Below are 20,232 nucleotides of genomic sequence, written 5' to 3'. Positions count from 1 at the left end.
CTTGGAGCATCGGTGGCGTGCGGACTGCCTTCGGGAAGTGGCGGCGTCAGGCCGGTTTTGTGAGCGGACCGAGGCTTGGCCGCCCTGCATTCGGCCGCCCCGCCTCGGAGGAACGCTCAGCGGCCTCCGCCGCATCGCGGACGACTTGTTCCAACACGGCGAGGTAACCCACGAAACGTTCACGGCCACTGTTCGTCAATCGGCAAACAGTCTGAGGCCTGTTCTGACTGACGCCCTTTTCGAGGCTCACGAGGTCGGCCTCGTTCAGAACGGACAAGTGCCGGCTGAGGTTGCCGTCGGTCAGCCCGCAAAGACGCTTGAGGTCCGGGAACGGAAGACCCTTCGGGTGGGCGGCCAGGGACGTCAGCACGCTGAGCCGCGCCTTCTCGTGGATGACGCGGTCGAGACCCTCGTAGGAGAAGCGCCCCTTCACGCCGTCAGAGATCGGCATCGGTGCCTCCCGCGGCCCGCTGGACGATGGCCGCCAGCGCCGCCTGCCCAGCGACGAAGGGCAGGCCCATCGTCCAGGCGGAAAGGGATTGCGTGCTCGCGGATACGGCGATGACCGCGAGGCCGGCCAGCAGGTACCACGCGCCGACACCCTGGACGGCCCGGGGCAGGATCCGGGACGAGGAGAACAGCCCGAGGCCCACGAGGATCTGCCACAGGCCCGGAAGCATCCAGACCTCGTCGGGGGCGAAACGGGCGATGACCAGCCCAAGGCAGGCACCCGCGCCCGCAGCCGGAAGGAACAGTTCGATGGCACTGAGGACCATCGCGTCGGCGAGGCCTGAATGGAGCCGCCGTGTCCGCCGAAGGGCCTCCACGCCGATCAGGGTGAAGGCCACGAGCGCGGCAGCGATCCAGATGGCGAAGAACAGGCCGGGGCGGGCATTCGGCTCGCCAAGCCAGTAGGCCTGTCCGCAGGCCGTGGCCAGGGCGATTCCGCCCGTGGCCGCCACGGTGGCGGAGCCCAGGCCCCGGAACGCCGTATCACGGGCGATCTGGGTGCGGATCGCCACGATATCGGCCAGCGCCTTGTCGAGGTCGTGCACCTGCCTCATCCCCGCGCTTCGCAACCCTGCGGAAACGAAGTATCGCGGGGCCAGTTCAGTCGCAAGCGGCCAAACGGAAAACCGCAAATCGGTTTTCGCACGGCCGGATGCGGCGCGAAATGCCTCCGGTCCAGGCTTGCCCGGACGCCGACACTCTTCCAAAGCGGCCGGACGAGGGTCTTTGTCCCGCGGCGCCGTAGGCCCATATCACTCCCATGGCGACTCCCCGAAAGCCCCGCGTCTCCTCTGCGAAGGCCGACAAGCCGGTCTTGCAGCCCCTCGACAGCCACCTGGCTGCGCTGTTGAGCCCGGCGCTCAACCGTGAGCGGCCGAAATCCCCCGACCAGGGCGGCGCGCGGCCCGGCAAGCCCGCGGGTAGGAAAAAGGCGACGGGCGGCTTCGCGGAGGCGCCCCAGGCCGGATATACGGTCGGCGCCGCGGCGGAGATCGATCCGAAGCTGGCCCAGGCCCTCGGCCTCGCCGGGCCGGAGGACGGCCCCGTCCCCGCCGGAGCACCGGATGGGGAACCCGTGGCGGATGGAGGGGCCTCGGCCACGGTGACGGCGCTCGAGCGGCTCCTGACCGAGGGCAACCCGCTCTTCAAGAACGGTGAGACCTGGACCCCGCACCGGCCGGAGCGCCCCCAGAAATCTGAGGGCGGCGTCAAGTTCGTCCTGAAGTCGGAGTTCTCCCCCGCGGGCGACCAGCCCACCGCAATCGCGGAACTCGTGAACGGCGTGAAGCAGCATGAGCGCGATCAGGTGCTGCTCGGCGTCACCGGCTCGGGCAAGACCTTCACGATGGCGAAGATCATCGAGGAGACGCAGCGCCCGGCGCTGATCCTTGCCCCAAACAAGACGCTCGCCGCGCAGCTCTACGGCGAGTTCAAGGCGTTCTTTCCGGACAACGCGGTCGAGTACTTCGTCTCGTACTACGATTACTATCAGCCGGAGGCTTACGTGCCGCGCTCGGATACGTTCATTGAAAAGGAATCGTCGATCAACGAGCAGATCGACCGGATGCGCCACTCCGCCACCCGCGCTTTGCTGGAGCGCGACGACGTGATCATCGTCGCCTCGGTGTCGTGCATCTACGGTATCGGGTCCGTCGAGACCTACACCGCCATGTCGTTCACGGTGAGCCTCGGCGAGCGGATCGAGCAGCGCCAGCTCGTCGCCGACCTCGTGGCCCTTCAATACAAGCGCATCCAGTCGGATTTCGCCCGTGGCACCTTCCGGGTGCGCGGCGACGTGATCGAGCTCTGGCCCGCCCACTTGGAGGATCGCGGCTGGCGGATCGGCCTGTTCGGCGACGAGGTCGAATCCATTGTCGAGTTTGATCCGCTGACGGGCAAGAAGATCAGCGACCTGAAGTTCGTGAAGGTCTACGCGAACTCGCACTACGTCACGCCGCGCCCGACGCTGCAGCAGGCGATCAAGGGGATCAAGAACGAGCTGAACGGCCGCATCGAGGAACTGACCAAGATGGGCCGGCTGATCGAGGCCCAGCGCATCGATCAGCGCTGCACCTTCGACATCGAGATGATCGAGGCCACCGGCTCCTGCAACGGCATCGAGAACTATTCCCGCTACCTCACCGGCCGGAAACCCGGCGAGCCGCCGCCGACCCTGTTCGAGTACATGCCCGACAACGCCCTCGTCTTCACCGACGAGAGCCATGTCACCGTTCCGCAGATCGGCGGCATGTACCGGGGCGACTTCCGCCGCAAGGCGACGCTGGCGGAATACGGCTTCCGCCTTCCCTCCTGCCTCGACAACCGCCCCCTTCGCTTCGAGGAATGGGACGCGATGCGCCCCCAATCGATCCACGTCTCGGCGACGCCGGGCAAGTGGGAGATGGAGCAGACCGGCGGCATCTTCGCCGAGCAGGTGATCCGCCCCACCGGCCTCGTGGATCCGGTGATCGAGGTGCGCCCCGCGCGCAGCCAGGTCGACGACCTCCTGGGCGAGGTGAAGGAGGTGTCCCAGGCCGGCTACCGCACCCTGGTGACGACCCTCACCAAGCGCATGGCCGAGGACCTGACCGAGTACCTGCACGAGAACGGCGTCCGGGTGCGCTACATGCACTCGGACATCGACACCCTGGAGCGGATCGAGATCATCCGCGATCTGCGGCTTGGGGCCTTCGACGTGCTGATCGGCATCAACCTGCTGCGCGAGGGCCTCGACATCCCCGAATGCGCCCTGGTCGCCATCCTCGACGCGGACAAGGAGGGCTTCCTGCGCTCAGAGACCTCCCTGGTGCAGACCATCGGCCGCGCCGCCCGTAACGCGGATGCCCGTTGCATCCTCTACGCCGACCACATCACCGGCTCGATGGAGCGGGCGATGGCCGAGACCGAGCGCCGCCGGATGAAGCAACTCGCCTACAACGAGGAGCACGGGATCACCCCGCAGAGCGTGAAGCGCGGCATCTCCGACATCCTCAACAGCGTGTTCGAGCGCGATCACGTTCAGGTCGATACCGGCCTCGCGAAGGACGCGATCACCGTCGGGCATAACCTGAAGGCAGTGCTCGCCGACTTGGAGAAGCGGATGCGGGCCGCCGCGGCCGATCTCGACTTCGAGGAGGCCGCCCGGCTCCGCGACGAACTCAAGCGGCTCCAGGCCACGGAACTTCTCGTGGCCGACGACCCGATGGCCCGGCAGGGCGACGTGGAGCGAGAGGCCGGTCGCTACGGGGCAAAGGGCTCCCGGGGCAGCAGCCGGATCAGCAAGCCGGACCTCGACAATATGGGGCCCGGCACCGACAGGGAACTCCCGGTGGCATCCGCCGGCTGGCAGGAGCGGCCGAAACCCCGCTCGACCCAGGGTCTCGGGGGACAGCGGCCGAAATACAAGGGCGGTGGGGGTCGCAAACGTGGCTAAGCGATCCTCCGCCCCCGTTCTGGAGAGCAGACCTCGACGATGACCGAGCCCAAGCCCGAACTCGATGCCGACACCCTCGCCTTCGCCGGCCGAGTCTTCCAGTATGCGCGGATGGGCCATGCGGAGGAGCTTGCCGGACTGTTCGCGCAGGGTTTGCCGGCAAACCTCCGCAACGACAAGGGCGACAGTCTGCTGATGCTCGCGGCCTATAACGGGCAGGCCGAGGCGACGCGGATTATCCTCGACGCCGGGGGCGATCCCGAACTGGCCAACGACCGGGGCCAGACGCCCCTGGCTGGCGCGGCGTTCAAGGGCGATCTAACGATCGCCAAGCTCCTCCTCGCCCACGGGGCGCAGGTGAATGGCACCGGCGACGGCACTCGGACCGCGCTGATGACCGCGGCGATGTTCGACCGCACCGAAATGGTCGATCTCCTCCTGGCCCACGGCGCCGACCTGGACGTTCGGGACGCCTCCGGTCAAACCGCTGCGGACATGGCCCGGGCCATGGGCGCCCAGGCGACGCCGGACCAGCTCGACCGGGCGCCGCGGAAGTAAGGCGGAAGCCCTCGCTCTGTCGTCCTTGCGAGCGCACCGAAGCCATCCAGGGAAGCGTCACGTCCGAAAGCGTCCCGCCGCCCTGGATGGCTTCGCTGCGCACGCAATGACGGAAGGCGTATCGGTGCCCTTCCCTTGCCGTCCCGCGCCCTGCGCCCGAGTTGAGCGCGCAAGGTCGACCGGGGAAACGCCGTGACGAAGCTGATTGGACTGCCGGGCGTGTTGCTTGCCCTGGCCACGCCCGCCCTCGCGGCGGAAACCGACTGGCCCGCCTTCGGCCACGATCACAGCAACCGCAATTTCTCGGGATTGACCCAGATCGACCGAAGCACCGTCGCCAGACTGAGACCAGCTTGGATCTTCCAGACAGGGGTGACCGGTTACTTCCAGGCGCAGCCCATCATGGTGGACGGCGCGCTCTACCTATCGACCACACAGAACAACGTCGCCGCCCTTGATGCCAAAACCGGCAAGGTGCTTTGGACCTATGTCCATAAGCCGCGGACCGACAAGATCTTCGGGCCGCCCTCGAACCGGGGCGTCGCCGTCGCGAACGGCCTCGTCTACGAGGCGACCATGGACGGCCGGCTCATCGCCCTCGACAGCAAGACCGGCAAAGTCGTGTTCGACAAGGAAGCCGTGCGACCGGAGGAGGGCGAGACGGAAACGGCGTCCGGGCTCGCCGATAAGCTCGGCGGCAAGCCGGTCCAGGGCTCGAGCCGCCTCGGCTTCAAGATGCCGCCGCTGGTGGTGGACGGTCTCGTCATCGTCGGGGTGACCGGCGCCGGTTATGGCTTGCATGTGGAGGACGCAAAGGGTGGCCTCGATGGCGGCGCGGTGGTCGGCATCGAGGGCGGCTATGGCCGCCGGGGCTGGCTGGCGGCCTACGATGCCAGGACCGGCGAAGAGCGTTGGCGCTGGTATGTCACCCCTTCCGAAGGCTGGGAGGGTGGCTTCGTCGACAAGACCGCCGACGGGATGCCGCTCCACCGGGACACCGCTGCGGAGAAAGCCGCCGCGGAGGCCAACCGCGACGCGTGGCGGGTGGGGGGCGGATCGCTCTGGATGACGCCGGCCTACGACCCGTCGCTGGGCCTGCTGTATCTCGGCACAGGCAACCCGGCGCCGCAGAATTTCGGCCTCACCCGGCCGGGGGACAACCTCTACACGATGTGCCTCGTCGCCCTGGACATCCACACCGGCAAGCTGCGCTGGTACTTCCAGCAGGTGCCCCACGATGAATGGGGTTACGATGTCGCCGCACCGCCCTTCCTCTTCGACGGGCCGAACGGCACCAAGGCTGTCGCCTCCGCGAGCAAGACCGGCTGGATCTACGTCCACGACCGGACGGACGGGCGGCTCATTGAGCGGTCCGAGCCTCTTCTCGCGCAGAAGAACCTGTTCGTCCCGCCGAGTGCGGAAGGCACGGTCGTGGCGCCGGGGCCGCTCGGCGCGGTATCCTGGCCACCGACCGCCTACGATGGGCACCTTGCCTATGTGCAGGTCCGCCACGGGGCGACGACCTACACGGTCAATTCAGTGCCGGCCGGACCCGGCCGCCCGGAGATCCGCTTCACCGAAACGGGGGGGGCCAAGGGTGAGCCGTCATTCAGCACGCTCACCGCCGTCGATCTGACGTCCGGCGGTAAGATCGCATGGTCGGTCAAGTCGGGGAGCCGGCTGTCCGGCGGGACCCTGGCCACGGCCGGCGGCCTCGTCTTCTCCGGGGAGGAGGACGGGCACCTCGACGCCCACGATGCGGCCACCGGCGAAACCTTGTGGCGTTTCCAGTGCGGCGCCGGGATCAGCGGCCCGGCGATGACCTACGCCATCGACGGCCGCCAATATTTGGCGGTGGCCTCCGGAGGCTCGTCCTACACGCAGGCTTCCGGGTTCGGCACGGGGGATTCCCTCGTGGTCTTTGCCCTGCCTGAGTAAGGGGGCGTCGGGGGCTGGGGCGGTTTTGGGGAAACACGGATGATGCCGCGCTTCCCATCTTTGCGAGCGCAGCGAAGCAATCCCTGGATCCGCCAGATCCGGTCAGGTTTCGCTGCCCCGGATTGCTTCGCTGTCGCTCTCATAGACGATTGAGGGCGCGATCCGGATCAATCCGAAACTGCACAAGGGGACACTGATGCGTCAGACCAATGGGCGATGCGGCGGTTTCAGGCTCTGACCCGCGTCGCCGGCAGAGCGGGGATCGTCGGCTGACGGGCGCTGCGAAGGATCCTGCGCCGGGCCGGCTCCTCGACTGCCAGATGCACGACTGCCGCCGCCACGAGGCTGGCGAGGCAGGCTACGGTGACCCCGACCCACGGGTGGGTGCCAAGCCAGCCATGCAGAGCCAAGCGGTCCAGGGTGTTGAGCGCGGCGTAGACCGGAATATGCAGGAGGTAGAGGGCGAAGGAGATCTTGCCCAAGAATACCAGAGGCCGGCTGCAGAGCGGCCCCCGCCTCATGGCGGCACAGGCCAGAATGAGAGGCGCCCAGGTGAGCATGGTCAGGCCGTTGTGCAGGATCGGCTCGGGCACGGATGACGCGCCGGTCACGATCAGTGCCCCGAAGGCTATGGCCAGGGCGAGCAGAAACAGGACTGGGGGCCGGTTATCCCGCCACGCCACGAACAGGAGCAGGCCCGCCACGAATTCCGGGAGATGCAGCAGCGGGAAATACTTCACGAATTCCGCGAGCAGCATCGGACCCATTCCGCCGGACTCCGGCGCGATCAAAGAGGCTCCCGCGCCATAGACCTGCCAGAACGAGGTCGCCAAAGCCGAGCCTGCAACCCAGAACGCAAGGGTCGCCACCGCGACCCGGGCGGGGCTGCGCAGCACGAGGGGAAGCAGGATTGGGAACAGGGCGTAGAAGAACAACTCGATCGAAACGGACCAACTCGGGCAATCCAGGGAGCAGGCCGCCCCCGGCACCCACGCGTGCAGCCCCAGCGGCGCCAAAACCGCGCCGGAACCCATCAAGGCCTTTAAGGGCATCGGTTGCTTGAGCACCCAGGCTAGGAACCACGGCACGTGGACCGCCAATGCCAGGAGATACACTGGGTAGACCCGGGCAAGACGCGCCCGATAGAATAACGTCCGCAGGCGCGGCTCCCTGAAATCCGCATCTTTATAGTTGTAGGCGAGGATAAAGCCGGACAGCAGGAAGAAGAACGTCACGCCCGAATAACCGAGGGCGATGACGGACGGCCCCTCGACGTTCGGGAAGTAGTACGGCGTATAGTGGAACGCGACCACGTAGGCGGCAGCGAAAAAACGCAGGGACGTTAGCGCGGGAAGTGCCTCGACCTTGGGGTGGGCATTCACGGCCGGTGTGGAGCGCGGGTCGAACATGACGGAGTCGTCCGGAAGCGCCGACGGGCGGACGACTGCGTCCTACCGATCCGGCGATACGCGATGCTAACCTGCAATTGTCGTGCTTTTATCGAAAAACACGCCGAAATCCGGCGACGTCACAGTTATCGGCCGTTAGCCCTACCAAGCTTCCGGATCACGAGATCACCGGCCGAACTTTCATGAGGCGCAAACCGCAGATCGCCATCACGATCATGCCGAAGGCCGGCGTGTTCGGGTTGAACAGGATTGTCTCGAACGACGCCGAGAGCAGGACCAGCTGCCACAACCGCAGGAAGAGGTTGGCCGAGGGATCGGCCGGGTTCATGGATGGCCGGGAGAGGACGTCTCGCGTCGGCACGATGATGAAGACGAGCAGCGTCAGCACGAAGCCCGGCAGGCCCATCGCCAACGCGGCGTCGAGGAACGAGTTGTGGGCCTGGGTCGCCATCTGGACCCAGCTCGAATCCGGGTTGACCACCGACCCGAAAACCGTGTGTTCGGTCAGCCAGAACGCGCCGAAACCGAAGCCCGTGATGGGCTTCTGCACGATGTTGTCGATGGCGAAGGACCAGATCTCGTTGCGTGCGGTGAAGGTCGCATCGGGCAGAACGGTGTCGAGGAGGCTGCGTACCGGCGGCAGCACGATGGAGCCGATCGTGATGGTCATCAACAGGGCCACGGGCCCGACGAGCAGGATCGCCCGCACGACGCGGGATTGAATGACGCCGCAGAGCCAGGAAATGCCCAGCACCATCAAGACGGTGATGAGCGGCGTCTTCGATCCGCTGCCTACGAGGAAGATGCCGGCGCCGGCCACCATCGTCCAGCCGAGCCAGCGATGGCGGACCGCGGCAATGAACAGGCCGAAGATGACGAGGAGCACCATCGCCATGCCGGCCTCGTTCTTGTGCGAGAAGATGCCGCGCCACAGGCCGTCATGACCGATCTCGCCGGTCAAGTCGTAGTGGGAATGGATGGTCAGGGCCGGGACGAGGAGAAGGCCGAGATAGCTGGCCGCCAGCACCGTGAATCCCGCCATGGCGAAGGCATCGGCGAGCTGTCGCGCGGAGCGGGCCACGATGAGCAGGCTCGCCGACAGGAACGCGGCGATGACGTAGAGGGCGAGGCGCCGGAGCGAGAGCAGCGGGTCCGTTGAGAGGAGCGTCGTCGCGAGCAGCCACGCGCCGAACAGCACGATGGATGGGCTCGCCACGGGGCGAAGGCGGTTCAGCCCGAGATGCCAGACCATCGGCAGCCCGACGAGGATCATCGATCCGAACAGGATTTGCGTGGCGAGACTGCCACCCTCGAGCGAGTCGAGGGGCGTGGGGTCGCTGAGATCCACGAACCACGCGTGGTTCAGGAGGGCGACCAACACGAAGACGAGGTACGCGAGGCGGACGACGTCCGGCAGGTCGCGAGTTGGGCGAGCGACGGACCGCTCACGCACGGAAGAGACGGTATCGCCCACCGTATTCACTGGTCAGACTCGCGCAGGCCGGCCCTCTATCCAGGGCTGGGACCAGCAAATCCTAGCGCAACTCCGCCAAGGCAAAAGCTAACGGCGGACCGCCAACCCCGACAATCTTTCGTTAGGGTTGAAACTTCGCGCTATGGGCGTTGGGCGCACGCATGGTGAACTGCGTCCGCCCCGCCGCCTGACGCATCAGGAACGACGACATCTCGGCCAGTTCGGGGGCCTTGGAGCGGAAGGTGACCGACAGGGCGAGCAGCGTGTCCTTGTGGTCGAGGCCGGTGTAGACCCGCTCCTGCACCGGCACGTTCGCCGCGCGCAGGCGCTCTGCGAGGCGCGCGGTGTGGCGGGGCTTCACGGTGGTATCGCCGTCGCCGGTGGCGAGGAAGGCGGGGTGCGAGAGGGGGCCGACGAAATTCATCGGCTGAGTCTCGGCGAGTTCCGCCGTCTGTCCGAAGACCTTGACGGTCGTATCGGTATCGAGGGGCAGGAAGTCGTAGGGCCCGGACAGGCCGGCGACCGCGCGGATCACCTTGGGATCGACGCCCACATTCTCCAGATAGCGCGGGTCGAGGCCGAGCATCACCGCGTTGTAGGCCCCGGCGGAATGACCGGCCAACACGATCCGCCGCGGGTCGCCGCCATAGCTGGCGATGTTGTCCCGGACCCATGCGATGGCTGCCGCGCCGTCGTTCAGGAATTCGGGAAAACGTACCTGCGGGTACAGCCGGTAATCCGGCAGCACCGTCACGAAACCCTGAGCCGCCAAGGCATGGCCGACGAAGGCATAATCGTCCTTCGAGCCGCTGTCCCAGGAGCCGCCGTAAAAGAAGACGAGAACCGGGGCGGCATCCGCGGCCACCTTCGGCACGTAGACGTCCAGTCGGTTCCGCGCGTTCGTCCCGAAGACCACATCCCGCGCCGCCAAGCGGCCGCCGGCATCCCGTGGTCCGATCGCGTCGAACAGCGAGAGGGGCGACGCCTTGGAGAAGCCAAGGGCCGCGAGGCCCAGGCAAATCAGGCTGGCGAATGCGGTGATGAGCCGTGTCATATCCCGTCCGGTTGCGCCGACGCCTGCATCAAGCAACCGCCTCGGGGCGGATTGATGACGCCGGCATGGCCGGATGAGAAAATTTTACGTTCGCAGCACGATACAGGCCCCTCCGACATGGCGGATCCGGCCACAGAGATCGTCGGCTGCCTTGCGGGTCTCGGCTGGGATCCGGATGCGATAGAAGGCGCGGGTCCCGCGGTTGCGCAGGCGCGTTCCGATGATCATCGGCCGGACCTCGCCGATCACGCCGGCATAGGATGACCGCGCCCGTGAGAAGCTCTGCAGGGCGAGGGCCTTCGAGAAGTTACCCGCGAGCTGGATGCCCCACGGGGCGGCAGGGCCTTCGCCTCCACCCAGAGCGAAGCGGTCGCCGCGGTTCGGCACGCGCAAGGCGGCGGTCACCTGAAGACAGGTCTGCGGTTTCTCGGGTTCCGATTTCGCCGCGGGGGCGCCGCCCTCCGGATACTCGACTGCGCCGCCGTTGGGCGTACGCCAGTCTTCCGCCGGCCGGCCGGTGATCGCCAGGACGTAGGAACGGGTCTCGGCCGGAAGGCCGCCGTTGCCTGCGACCCAGTTCGCCACCCGTGTCGGTCCCCCGTTATAGGCCGCGGCGGCCAAGCCGAGGTTGCCGAACTGGCGCTTCAGGTCAGAGAGCAGGCTGGCGGCATGGGGGATCGCCTGCTCGGGATCGAACGGGTCAAGCAGGCCCCGCTCCTTGGCGGTGCCGGGCATGAACTGCGCGACCCCCTGCGCCCCCGCCGGGCTGACGACGCCGACACGGAAGCTCGATTCCCGCCAGATCAGGCGAGTCAGGAACGCCACGGGCAGGCCGCGGGTCTTGGCGGAGTCGTCGATGAGGCGGCAGAGGGCCTGCTCCACGGTCTCCGTCTGCCCCTCCGACGGCAGGGCGACGGCGGTCCGGGCGAGGCCGACCACGACCAGGGCAGCCAGGGGGAAACGCGTGAAGGAAGGAGCAGGCACGCAGGACTTCTAGGATGCGGAGCGGGGCGGCATCATCGGATTTTGGCGCATCTCTGTCGAAGTCCGATCCAAGGACCGTGACGCTTCCGATAAGGGTCGGAAGGTAGGCGTGACGCCTGCCGGATCAATGCACGCCGCATCGGCCTGGCCGCAGTCCCGTCAGCGCGGCGCGACGACACCATGTCGCCCGGTACTATGGCGTAGCCGCGTCCGCGCTATAAGGCACTCATGCCGGATCCGCAGACGCCGCTCCTGTCGGTCGAGAATTTGTCCGTCGCCTTCCGCTCCCGGGACGGCGACACCGTGGCCTTGGACGGCGTCGATTTCGCCATCTCCCGCGGGGAGACGTTGGCCCTCGTGGGCGAGTCGGGCTCCGGCAAGTCGGTCTCGGCGCTGGCGATCCTGCGCCTGTTGGATCCCGCCGCCGCACAGACCGGGCGGATCATGTTCAAGGGGCGCGACCTCACGGCCCTGCCCGAACGGGACATGCGCGCCGTGCGCGGCGCCGACATCACCATGGTCTTCCAGGAGCCGATGACCTCGCTGAACCCGCTGCACACGATCGAGCGGCAGATCGGCGAAGTCCTGGCGCTGCACCGCCGGCTCACGGGCAAGGCGGCACGGGCGCGTATCCTCGAACTGCTCGAACTCGTCGGCCTGCGTGATGCCCGCTCGCGGATGGGCGCCTACCCGCACGAACTCTCAGGCGGCCAGCGCCAGCGCGTGATGATCGCCATGGCGCTCGCCTGCGAGCCGGATCTGCTCGTCGCCGACGAGCCGACCACGGCCCTCGACGTCACGGTGCAGGCGCAGATCCTCGCCCTCCTGGCCGAGTTGCAGAAGCGGCTCGGCATGGCGATGCTGTTCATCACCCACGATCTCGGCATCGTCGAGCGCATCGCGGACCGCGTCTGCGTCATGCTGAAGGGCAAGATCGTCGAGACCGGGCCGACGCAGCGCGTCTTTGCCGACCCGCAGCACGCCTACACCCGGCGTCTCATCGCGTCCGAACCGGAGGGGCGGGGAAACCCGGTTCCCCCCGGCGCCGAGAACCTCGTCGAGGCCGGCCCGCTCAAGGTCTGGTTCCCCATCAAGACCGGTCTCCTCCGCCGGACGGGCGGCTATGTGAAGGCGGTCGATGGCGTCGCCCTGAGGGTGCGGGCGGGCGAGACGGTTGGGATCGTGGGTGAATCGGGTTCCGGCAAGACGACGCTGGGGCTCGCGATCCTGCGCCTGACCGCGTCGGAGGGGCCGATCGTTTTCCTCGGCCGGCGCATCGATGCCTACACGGTCAAGCAGATGAGACCGTTCCGCCGGGACATGCAGGTCGTCTTCCAGGATCCCTACGGCTCCCTGTCGCCGCGGATGTCGGTGGCCGACATCGTTGCCGAGGGGTTGGTGGTCCAGGGTGCGGTGAAGGGGCGGGCGGAGCGCAGGGCCGTCGTCGCCAAGGCACTGCACGATGTCGGCCTCGATCCGGCGACGATGGATCGTTACCCGCACGAATTTTCCGGCGGCCAGCGGCAGCGCATCGCCATCGCCCGCGCCATCGTTCTCGGCCCGAAATTCGTGGTGCTCGACGAGCCGACCTCGGCCCTCGACCGGTCAGTACAGGCTCAGATCGTCACCCTGCTGCGGGACCTCCAGCGGGAGCGCGGCCTCGCCTACCTCTTCATCAGCCATGACCTGAAGGTGGTGCGGGCCCTCGCCAACCACGTGGTCGTCATGCAGAACGGTCAGGTCGTGGAGGAAGGCCCGGCGGAGGCGATCTTCGCCAACCCGCGCACGGCCTACACGCAGACCCTTTTCAAGGCCGCCTTCGCCCTCGACAGCGACACGCCGACCGAGCTGGAGCCCGCCTGACCCGTGGCGCGCGCCCTGCTCATCGTGCTCGATTCCGTCGGGATCGGCGGTGCACCCGATGCCGCCGCCTACGGCGATGCCGGATCAGACACACTCGGCCACATCGCCGCCGCCTGCACCGACGGCTGGGGCGACCGGGCGGGGTTGCGGTCGGGGCCGCTGCGCCTGCCGCATCTCACGGCCCTGGGCCTCGGTCTCGCGGCGGCGGGTGCCACGGGGGCGGTCCCGCCGGGACTGGCTTTCTCAGGACAACCCGATGCGCTCTACGGTAGCGCCATCGAGACCGCCGCGGGCAAGGACACGCCATCCGGCCATTGGGAAATCGCCGGGTTGGCCCTGCCCGATCCCTGGGGCACCTTCCCAGACACCCACCCGGCTTTCCCGCCGGCCCTGTCGGACGCCCTCATCACGCAGGGCGGCCTCCCCGGTATCCTCGGCGATTGCCACGCCTCCGGGATCAGCATCATCGACGCCTTTGGCGACGAGCATGTGCGGACGGGCAAGCCGATCTGCTACACCTCGGCCGACAGCGTATTCCAGATCGCCGCCCACGAGGAGAGCTTCGGCCTGGAGCGCCTCTATGACGTGTGCCGCACGGCGCGGACCTTGTGCGATCCCTATCGGGTCTGCCGGGTGATCGCCCGTCCCTTCGTCGGCTCGGCCGAAGGAGGCTTCCGGCGGACGGCTCACCGCAAGGACTTCGCCGTGACGCCCCCTGGGCCGACGCTCCTCGATCGTGCCGAGACGGCCGGCCGCGCGGTGGTGAGCGTCGGCAAGATCGGCGACATCTTCGCCCACCGCGCCACGGGGCGGGAGGTGAAGCCGGGGAACAACGGCGCCTGCCTGGACGCGGGGCTCGACGCCCTCCGGGTGCTACCGGATGGCGGCCTCATCTTCGTGAACCTCGTGGACTTCGACACCGAGCACGGCCACCGCCGAGATGTGCCGGGCTACGCCGCGGAGCTGGAAGCCTTCGACGCACGGGTGCCGGCCATCCGGGCCGCGCTGCAACCCGGCGACGTCGCGATCATCACCGCCGATCACGGCAACGATCCGACCTGGGCGGGCACCGACCACACCCGCGAGCAGGTGCCGGTCCTGGCCTTCGGCCCCGGTCTCGTCCCCGGACCCATCGGTCGCCGGGACAGCTTCTCGGACATTGCCGCATCCCTCGCGCGCCATCTCGGCCTGCCGCCGGTCGGCACTGGCAAACCGTTCCTGTAGCGCTCTCTTCCACCGTGGTGGCGAGCGTCGAGGGTGCCTTTCGGGAGACATGCCATGTGGGACGATGACGACAAGCCGCGCAAAGTGACGGTCCACCAGATCGGCCAGCCCCTCGATACGTTGTCCCTGTCGGATCTCGACGAGCGGATCGCCCTGCTTCGCGCCGAGATTGCCCGGATCGAAGCGGCTCGCTCTGCGAAGGAAGCCGCCCAATCCTCCGCCGACGCCTTCTTCAAGCGTGGCTGACATGGACAGGGATCTCACCCTGGCAGCCCTCCGCCGGGGCGACCTTGCCGGAGCGCGGGAGATCCGTCTGCCGGACGGGCTCAGCGAGTTTCCGCAGGAACTCTTCGGCCTTGCTGACACCCTCAAACTCCTCGACCTCGGTCGGGGCACCTATAGCCTGCCCGACGACCTCGGCCGGTTGCGCGTGCTGAAGGTGCTTTTCTGCTCCGGCACGCCCTTCACGCGGCTTCCTCCCGCCCTCGGCGCCTGCGAGGCCCTCAGCCAAGTGGGTTTCCGGGGTTGTGGCATCGCCGAAGTCCCGGGCGAGGCCCTTCCGCCGGCCCTGCGCTGGCTGACGCTGACGGACAACCGCATCGCCGTATTGCCCGACGCATTAGGCGAGCGTCCGCGCCTGCAGAAGCTGATGCTCTCCGGCAACCGCCTGAGCCGCCTGCCAGACGGTCTCGCCGGCGCCGCCTGCCTCGAACTGATCCGCATCGCCAGCAACCGCTTCGAACAACTACCGCCCTGGCTGGCCGAGATGCCGGCGCTCGCTTGGCTGTCCTATTCGGGCAACCCCGCCGAACCACGAGGAGCCGTATCCGATCCTGCACGGGTGCCTTGGTCCGCCCTGACCGTGGGGCCGCTCCTCGGGGAGGGCAGTTCCGGCCGGGTCCACCGAACCCTGTGGCGCGGGGGAACGGGGGACACCGAGGTCGCCTTGAAGCTCTTCAAGGGTGCTGTCGGCAGCGATGGATTGCCCGAGAGGGAGATCGAGGCCTGTCTCGCTGCGGGGGACCACCCCTCGCTGATCGGCGCCCTCGGTTGCCTGGACGGGCACCCGGAGGGCACGCCCGGCCTGCTGTTGCGCCTTTTTCCCGCGGGCTGGCCGGTCCTTGCCGCTCCGCCGAACCTCGCGAGTTGCAGCCGGGACGTCTACGATCCGGCCTTGCGGTTCGCGCCCGGCGCTGCCCTGCGCCTCGCCACCGGCATCGCGTCGGCCGTCACCCATTTGCACCGGCGGGGTTTGATGCACGGCGACCTCTACGGCCACAACATCCTCTGGGACGGCGGCGACGGAGCAGCGGTCCTGGGCGATTTCGGCGCCGCCTCGTCCCTGCCGGGGGGACAGGCGGGGAGGGCGCTCGCTCGGATCGAGACCCGGGCCTTCGGGATTCTCCTCGGAGAAGTGCTGGACCGTTGCGATCACCGGCAACAGGCGCTGCGCGACTTGCAGAGTGCCTGTACCGGCCCCGATCCAGCCGCTCGCCCGGGGATGGCCGAGGTCGCCGACATCCTCGACACCCTCGCCTGACTATCAACCGTGTTCCCGAGTTCCGCGACGCACTGACGGATCGGGAGGGACGCTCCTTTATTTCGGCGGCCCCGGATCGATGGCGGGCAGTTCTCCCGGCGGAAGTGATGGGGCGCCGGCCTGAGCCTGCGCTTGGCCGCCGCGGGCGCGGTTGGCGAGGGCCACAGTCAGGCGCTCGGCCGCCTCCGGCTGCATCACCGCCAGGATCTCGGCCATCTTGCGGGGGTTCATGGCGACGACCAGGGGGACGAGCACGTCATGGCCGAGGCGGTCGAAGACTCGGGCCGCGTCTTTCGGCTTCATCGTCTCGTACATGGTGACGATGCTCTTGAGGCCTTGCTTCTCGGCCTCGTCCTTGGCCTTCGCCGCCGCGTCGACCTTGTCTTCGGCCTTCTTCAGGTCGCCAATCCCGGTCTCGATCTTCTTCTCGGCCTCATCGAGCATCTTCTCGCGCAGGTCGAGTTCGTCGTTCCGCTTCTTCAGGTCGTTGCGCCGGGCACCGAGTTTCTCGAGCAAGGCCTTCTCGCTCGGGGAGGGCGCGTCCGGAGCGGCTGCCGTTTGCGGCATCGAGTCCGGAGGGGTCGCCGGCTTCGGCTCCCCGTTCTCCTTCGGTTCGATGGAACCCGTCGTCTCGGGATCGGGAAACTCGTAACCGGTGCGCGCCTTGGCGAGCGCCCGTGCGAATGAGGGCAGGTCGGAGGACGGCACTCCCGTTTGCGAAAGGCTCAGTACCTTGAGCAGCAGCAACGCCGCCGCCGACAGGGCGACCGCATCGATCAGGCGCAGCTTCCACGGTCGCACCGCCTTGAGACGGGCGCGGCGCAGGGCGGTTTGCGCCTTGTCCGGGCCTTTCTCCTGTTTCGAAGCCGGCGCCGCCTTCGCGCCAGGGGCGGCGACGCGTGTGGCTGTAGGGCTCTTCGCCGGGGGCTGATCCGGGCGCATCACGCGGCACGGGCCCGGACGCGGGCGAGGGCGCGCTCGGTCATGGCGAGGGCGGCGGCGGCGGCGGCGCCAAGCCTCTCGCCGTTTGGCCCTTCACTGGCCGCCACCGGGGCAGGCCGTTCAGGCGCTTCCGCCTGGGGTTCGGAGCGCACCTCCACGGGGCGGGGGGCCACCGCCGCGCTGCGTGCGCCCGAGACGATGGCGGCGATGCGCGTCAGCACGGCCTCCCCGGCCTCGACGCCCCCGGCGAGGGTGGTGGTACAGGCCTGGGCAGACTGGATCCTGTCCGCGAGGTTTCGGTCGCATTCGTCGAGGGCGTTGCGCAGGCCGATGATCGCCCGCTCGGCATTGTTGGTGGCCACCATCAGGTCGCCGATGGTGGAGCGCAGGGCGGCTTCGTCGCCCTTGAGCTGGCCGATCCGCTTGGACAGGCGCAGGGACGTGACGATGGTCGCCGCCAGCAGGACGGCAACGAGGAGGTCGGTGGCGACGGTGACGAAGAGACTCATGCCGGCCTACCCGTCCGTGCGGTTGTTCATGGAGGCCTCGTAGGCCTGGAGCGTGGTGCGGGAGCGCCGGAGGGGGCGCGTCACCTGCACCGCGATACTGCCATCGACACGGCCGATACGCCCCTGGGTCAGGGCCCAGTCGCCGCAGCGCACGGTGACGAGGTCGGACGGCTTGGCATCGAACATCAGGGTGTCGCCGACCTTCAGCCGCATGACGCGCTTGAGGGGCAGCATCATCTCGTGCAGCACCGCCTGCATGGTGACGTCGGCCTGCCAGATCTCGGTGGCGAGGTGCCCTTCCCAAACCTGATCGCGGCCGAGCTTCTCGCCCATGAAGCTCTGGGTGAGCAGCTCGCGGATCGGCTCCAGGGTCGCGTACGGAAAGAGGATCTGCATCCCGCCGCCGCGTCCGTCGACGTCGAGGCGCAGGCCGATCAGGATGGCGGCGTTGCCCGGCCGGGTGATGGTCGCGAAGCGCGGATTGGTCTCGATTCGGTCGATGAAGAAATTCACCGGGGAGAGCGGCTGGAACGAGAGCTGGAGGTCCGCGAGAATGATCTCCACCAGCCGGCGCACCAGGGTCATCTCGATGCCGGTGAACGGCCTCCCGTCGAGGCGGCTCGATTGGCCACCGCGCTTGCCGCCGAGCAGGAGATCGAAGGTCGCGTAGGCGAGGTTGGTATCGACCGTGACGAGGCCGGAATTCTCCCAGGGGTCCGCCTTGAATACCCCGAGCAGGGTCGGCAGCGGGATCGCATTGACGTAATCGCCGAAGCGGACGGACGTGATGTTGTCGAGGGTAACCTCGACGTTGTCCTGGAAGAGGTTGCGCAGGGAGGTCGACAGCAACCGGATCATCCGGTCGAAGACGATCTCCAGCATCGGCAGGCGTTCGTACTGGACGACGCCCGAATCGACGATGGCGCGCACGCCTCCGGCCCCCGAGGCCGAAAGCTCGCGCATGGAAAAGCCCAGGACGCTGTCGATTTCGTCCTGGTTGAGGATGCGGTCGTTGCCCGCGAGTTCGGGGAGGTTGTCGCTCTCCCCGTCCTCGATCATCGTCGCCCATTCGGCGGCGACGTCGCTGGCGTTGCGGGTGGTGCCCTGTTCGGCGAGGGCCGCGCCCCATTCCTCGGCGAGGGTCGAATCTCCCCCCTCACCGCCCTGCTCCATCAGGGCGGCCGACCAGTCGTCATCCGAGACCTGATCTTCCGGTTCCATCACCGCCTCACTGGATGATCAGATCCTTGAACAGCACCGCATCGACCTTGGCCGGGTACACCGCCACGTTGACGCGCTTCAGCAGCTCCTCGCGCAGGCGGTAGATCCCGGCGGAACCGGACAGGTCGCTGGAGCGCACCTCCCGCAGGTAGACCTGGAACGCGTCCTCGATCCGCGGGGCGAGGGGCTTCACTTCCTCCTCCGCTTTCGGATCCTTCAACTCCAGGGCGACGCGGATCTTGGCGAACTTGCCCTTGTCCTGCCCGGGGTCGGGGCTGAGGGTGATGATCATCTCGCGGAGTTCGACGAAGGCGACCTGCTTCTTGCCCTCGGCACCGCCCTTGCCCCCGCCATGACCGCCCCCGCCATGGGCCGAGCCTTCCGCCGCGACTTCGCCGCCCTCGGCCTTGCTGTCGTCGCCGTGGCCGCCCTTCATCAGAAAGAAGCCCGCGCCGCCGCCGACCACGAGGATCACCGCGGCGGCGGCGATCATGATGAGCTTCTTTTTGCTCTTCGGGGCCTCGGCGCCCCCCTCGCCCTGTTCGGCGGTCGCCTTCTTGGGCTTCTTGGCCATGGGGCCGTCACTCGCGAAGCTGGGTTGCGGATTGCTCCGCCCAGCTATCGGCAGGGACGGTTAACGCGCCGTTAAGGCGGCAATTTCTGCCGGGCCGGGTTTGCCGCAGGGTCGGTCCAGCCACCGCCCCGGCATGCTCGTATGCTGAACAAATGCTTGTTGCGCTTGGTAAAAACGAATTTTCGCCCTCTGGCACGGCGGATGCTGAACAGAACCTGCCCCGAACGGTCGTGGGCACCAGAGTTCACGATGCAGAATGCCCTCTTCGTCGGCGTGTCGAGCCAAGTCGCCCTCCAGCGCGAGCTCGACGTGATCGCCAACAACATGGCGAACATCTCGACCAACGGCTTCAAGGGCCGGGCCAGCCGCTTTCAGGAATACCTGATGCCGGTGGCGAGCGCCGACAGCTTCTCGCGGCCGGACCGCCGCCTCTCCTATGTCATCGACCAGGGTACCACCCTCGATCTGGGCCAGGGGCCGATCGAGCAGACCGGCAACCCCCTCGACGTCGCCGTGAAGGGGCCCGCCTTCATCGCGGTGCAGGGCCCGGCGGGCGAGCGCTACACCCGCAACGGCGCCTTCTCCCTCAATGCTCAGGGCCAGCTCGTGACCAGCGACGGCTACCCCGTGGCGGGGGACGGCGGGCCGATCACCGTCAACCCGCAGGAGACCGGCCTCTCCATCGGGCCGGACGGCACCGTCTCCACGAATCTGGGCATCCGCGGGCGGATCAAGCTCGTGACCTTCGCCAATCCCGGGGCGCTCGTGAACGACGGCGGCAACCTCTACTCGTCCACGGCCCCGGCACGGCCGGCGGGTCTGGACGGCCGCCTCGAAGCCGGCGCCCTCGAGCGTTCCAATGTCAGCCCCGTCCTTGAGATGACCCGGCTGATGGACGTGAACCGGTCCTACGCCATGGTCACCAGCATGATCTCACGGATGGACGAGCTTCGCGGCACGGCCATCTCCAAACTCGCCAACGTGGCCTGAGGAGGCGTC

General features: G+C 67.8%; 18 protein-coding genes. 8 read left to right on the top strand and 10 right to left on the bottom strand.

Going from position 1 to position 20,232, the window contains the following annotated elements; all coding sequences use genetic code 11:
• Positions 1 to 46 precede the first annotated feature (46 nt).
• A complete protein-coding gene (locus MFF22_RS14305; protein ID WP_238249638.1) occupies positions 47 to 451 on the bottom strand; it encodes a transcriptional regulator in 405 nt (134 codons plus the stop codon).
• The gene (locus tag MFF22_RS14300) at positions 438 to 1,064 is read right to left on the bottom strand and encodes a hypothetical protein (protein WP_238249637.1); all 627 of its coding nucleotides are present in this window, start codon (positions 1,062 to 1,064) and stop codon (positions 438 to 440) included. Before MFF22_RS14300 ends, MFF22_RS14305 begins: the two co-directional genes overlap by 14 nt.
• Before the next feature lie 206 nt (positions 1,065 to 1,270).
• Between MFF22_RS14300 and uvrB the strand changes: the two genes are divergently transcribed.
• The 3 genes from uvrB (at position 1,271) to MFF22_RS14285 (ending at position 6,439) form a co-directional block, all read left to right on the top strand.
• Positions 1,271 to 3,943 carry an excinuclease ABC subunit UvrB gene (gene uvrB, locus MFF22_RS14295; RefSeq protein ID WP_238249636.1) on the top strand — a complete coding sequence of 891 codons (2,673 nt, stop codon included), beginning with the start codon at positions 1,271 to 1,273 and terminating at the stop codon, positions 3,941 to 3,943.
• Positions 3,944 to 3,982: 39 nt separating this feature from the next.
• Positions 3,983 to 4,501 (top strand): ankyrin repeat domain-containing protein, encoded by a 519-nt coding sequence (locus MFF22_RS14290; RefSeq protein WP_238249635.1) that lies wholly within the window; start codon positions 3,983 to 3,985, stop codon positions 4,499 to 4,501.
• Positions 4,502 to 4,693: 192 nt separating this feature from the next.
• Positions 4,694 to 6,439 carry a pyrroloquinoline quinone-dependent dehydrogenase gene (locus MFF22_RS14285; protein WP_370877520.1) on the top strand — a complete coding sequence of 582 codons (1,746 nt, stop codon included), beginning with the start codon at positions 4,694 to 4,696 and terminating at the stop codon, positions 6,437 to 6,439.
• A 227-nt stretch (positions 6,440 to 6,666) separates the two neighbouring features.
• Here the strand turns inward: MFF22_RS14285 and MFF22_RS14280 are convergent, their stop codons facing one another.
• From MFF22_RS14280 to MFF22_RS14265, 4 genes are all read right to left on the bottom strand, one after another.
• Entirely contained in the window at positions 6,667 to 7,848 is a 1,182-nt protein-coding gene (locus MFF22_RS14280; protein WP_238249634.1) for an acyltransferase family protein, read from the bottom strand.
• A gap of 157 nt (positions 7,849 to 8,005) precedes the next feature.
• Positions 8,006 to 9,301: an O-antigen ligase family protein gene (locus MFF22_RS14275; protein ID WP_238249633.1), complete on the bottom strand. Its 1,296-nt coding sequence runs from the start codon at positions 9,299 to 9,301 to the stop codon at positions 8,006 to 8,008.
• A gap of 142 nt (positions 9,302 to 9,443) precedes the next feature.
• Complete coding sequence (locus tag MFF22_RS14270; protein WP_238249632.1) at positions 9,444 to 10,376, bottom strand: alpha/beta hydrolase; 933 nt, start codon at positions 10,374 to 10,376, stop codon at positions 9,444 to 9,446.
• Between the two features lie 84 nt (positions 10,377 to 10,460).
• Positions 10,461 to 11,360, bottom strand: coding sequence for a lytic transglycosylase domain-containing protein (locus tag MFF22_RS14265; RefSeq protein WP_370877521.1), 900 nt, complete (start codon positions 11,358 to 11,360; stop codon positions 10,461 to 10,463).
• Positions 11,361 to 11,588: 228 nt separating this feature from the next.
• On the opposite strand from MFF22_RS14265, the gene MFF22_RS14260 reads away from it, so the two are divergent.
• From MFF22_RS14260 to MFF22_RS14245, 4 genes are read left to right on the top strand one after another with little or no spacing between them, the layout of a single operon-like run.
• The gene (locus tag MFF22_RS14260; RefSeq protein ID WP_238249631.1) at positions 11,589 to 13,223 is read left to right on the top strand and encodes an ABC transporter ATP-binding protein; all 1,635 of its coding nucleotides are present in this window, start codon (positions 11,589 to 11,591) and stop codon (positions 13,221 to 13,223) included.
• 3 nt (positions 13,224 to 13,226) lie between these two features.
• The gene (locus MFF22_RS14255; protein WP_238249630.1) at positions 13,227 to 14,447 is read left to right on the top strand and encodes a phosphopentomutase; all 1,221 of its coding nucleotides are present in this window, start codon (positions 13,227 to 13,229) and stop codon (positions 14,445 to 14,447) included.
• A 54-nt stretch (positions 14,448 to 14,501) separates the two neighbouring features.
• Positions 14,502 to 14,693 carry a DUF1192 domain-containing protein gene (locus MFF22_RS14250; RefSeq protein ID WP_238249629.1) on the top strand — a complete coding sequence of 64 codons (192 nt, stop codon included), beginning with the start codon at positions 14,502 to 14,504 and terminating at the stop codon, positions 14,691 to 14,693.
• A 1-nt stretch (position 14,694) separates the two neighbouring features.
• Positions 14,695 to 15,987: a leucine-rich repeat-containing protein kinase family protein gene (locus MFF22_RS14245; RefSeq protein WP_238249628.1), complete on the top strand. Its 1,293-nt coding sequence runs from the start codon at positions 14,695 to 14,697 to the stop codon at positions 15,985 to 15,987.
• 57 nt (positions 15,988 to 16,044) lie between these two features.
• On the opposite strand, the gene MFF22_RS14240 is transcribed toward MFF22_RS14245, so the two are convergent.
• Genes MFF22_RS14240 through fliL form a run of 4 tightly spaced genes read right to left on the bottom strand, consistent with a single transcriptional unit; the run spans position 16,045 to position 19,233 of the window.
• Positions 16,045 to 16,929 carry a MotE family protein gene (locus MFF22_RS14240; RefSeq protein ID WP_238249627.1) on the bottom strand — a complete coding sequence of 295 codons (885 nt, stop codon included), beginning with the start codon at positions 16,927 to 16,929 and terminating at the stop codon, positions 16,045 to 16,047.
• Positions 16,929 to 17,438 (bottom strand): DUF6468 domain-containing protein, encoded by a 510-nt coding sequence (locus MFF22_RS14235; protein WP_238249626.1) that lies wholly within the window; start codon positions 17,436 to 17,438, stop codon positions 16,929 to 16,931. The genes MFF22_RS14240 and MFF22_RS14235 overlap by 1 nt, the downstream gene beginning before the upstream one ends.
• A 6-nt stretch (positions 17,439 to 17,444) precedes the next feature.
• Complete coding sequence (gene fliM, locus MFF22_RS14230; RefSeq protein ID WP_370877522.1) at positions 17,445 to 18,659, bottom strand: flagellar motor switch protein FliM; 1,215 nt, start codon at positions 18,657 to 18,659, stop codon at positions 17,445 to 17,447.
• Positions 18,660 to 18,666: 7 nt separating this feature from the next.
• Complete coding sequence (gene fliL / locus MFF22_RS14225) at positions 18,667 to 19,233, bottom strand: flagellar basal body-associated protein FliL (RefSeq protein ID WP_238249624.1); 567 nt, start codon at positions 19,231 to 19,233, stop codon at positions 18,667 to 18,669.
• 249 nt (positions 19,234 to 19,482) lie between these two features.
• Here fliL and flgF point away from each other — a divergent pair, with 249 nt between their 5' ends.
• Positions 19,483 to 20,223, top strand: coding sequence for a flagellar basal-body rod protein FlgF (flgF, locus tag MFF22_RS14220; RefSeq protein WP_238249623.1), 741 nt, complete (start codon positions 19,483 to 19,485; stop codon positions 20,221 to 20,223).
• Positions 20,224 to 20,232 lie beyond the last annotated feature (9 nt).

Origin of the sequence: Methylobacterium persicinum (assembly GCF_022179525.1) — a bacterium.
GTDB lineage: Bacteria > Pseudomonadota > Alphaproteobacteria > Rhizobiales > Beijerinckiaceae > Methylobacterium > Methylobacterium persicinum.
This window is presented reverse-complemented; position numbering and strand designations above follow the sequence as displayed.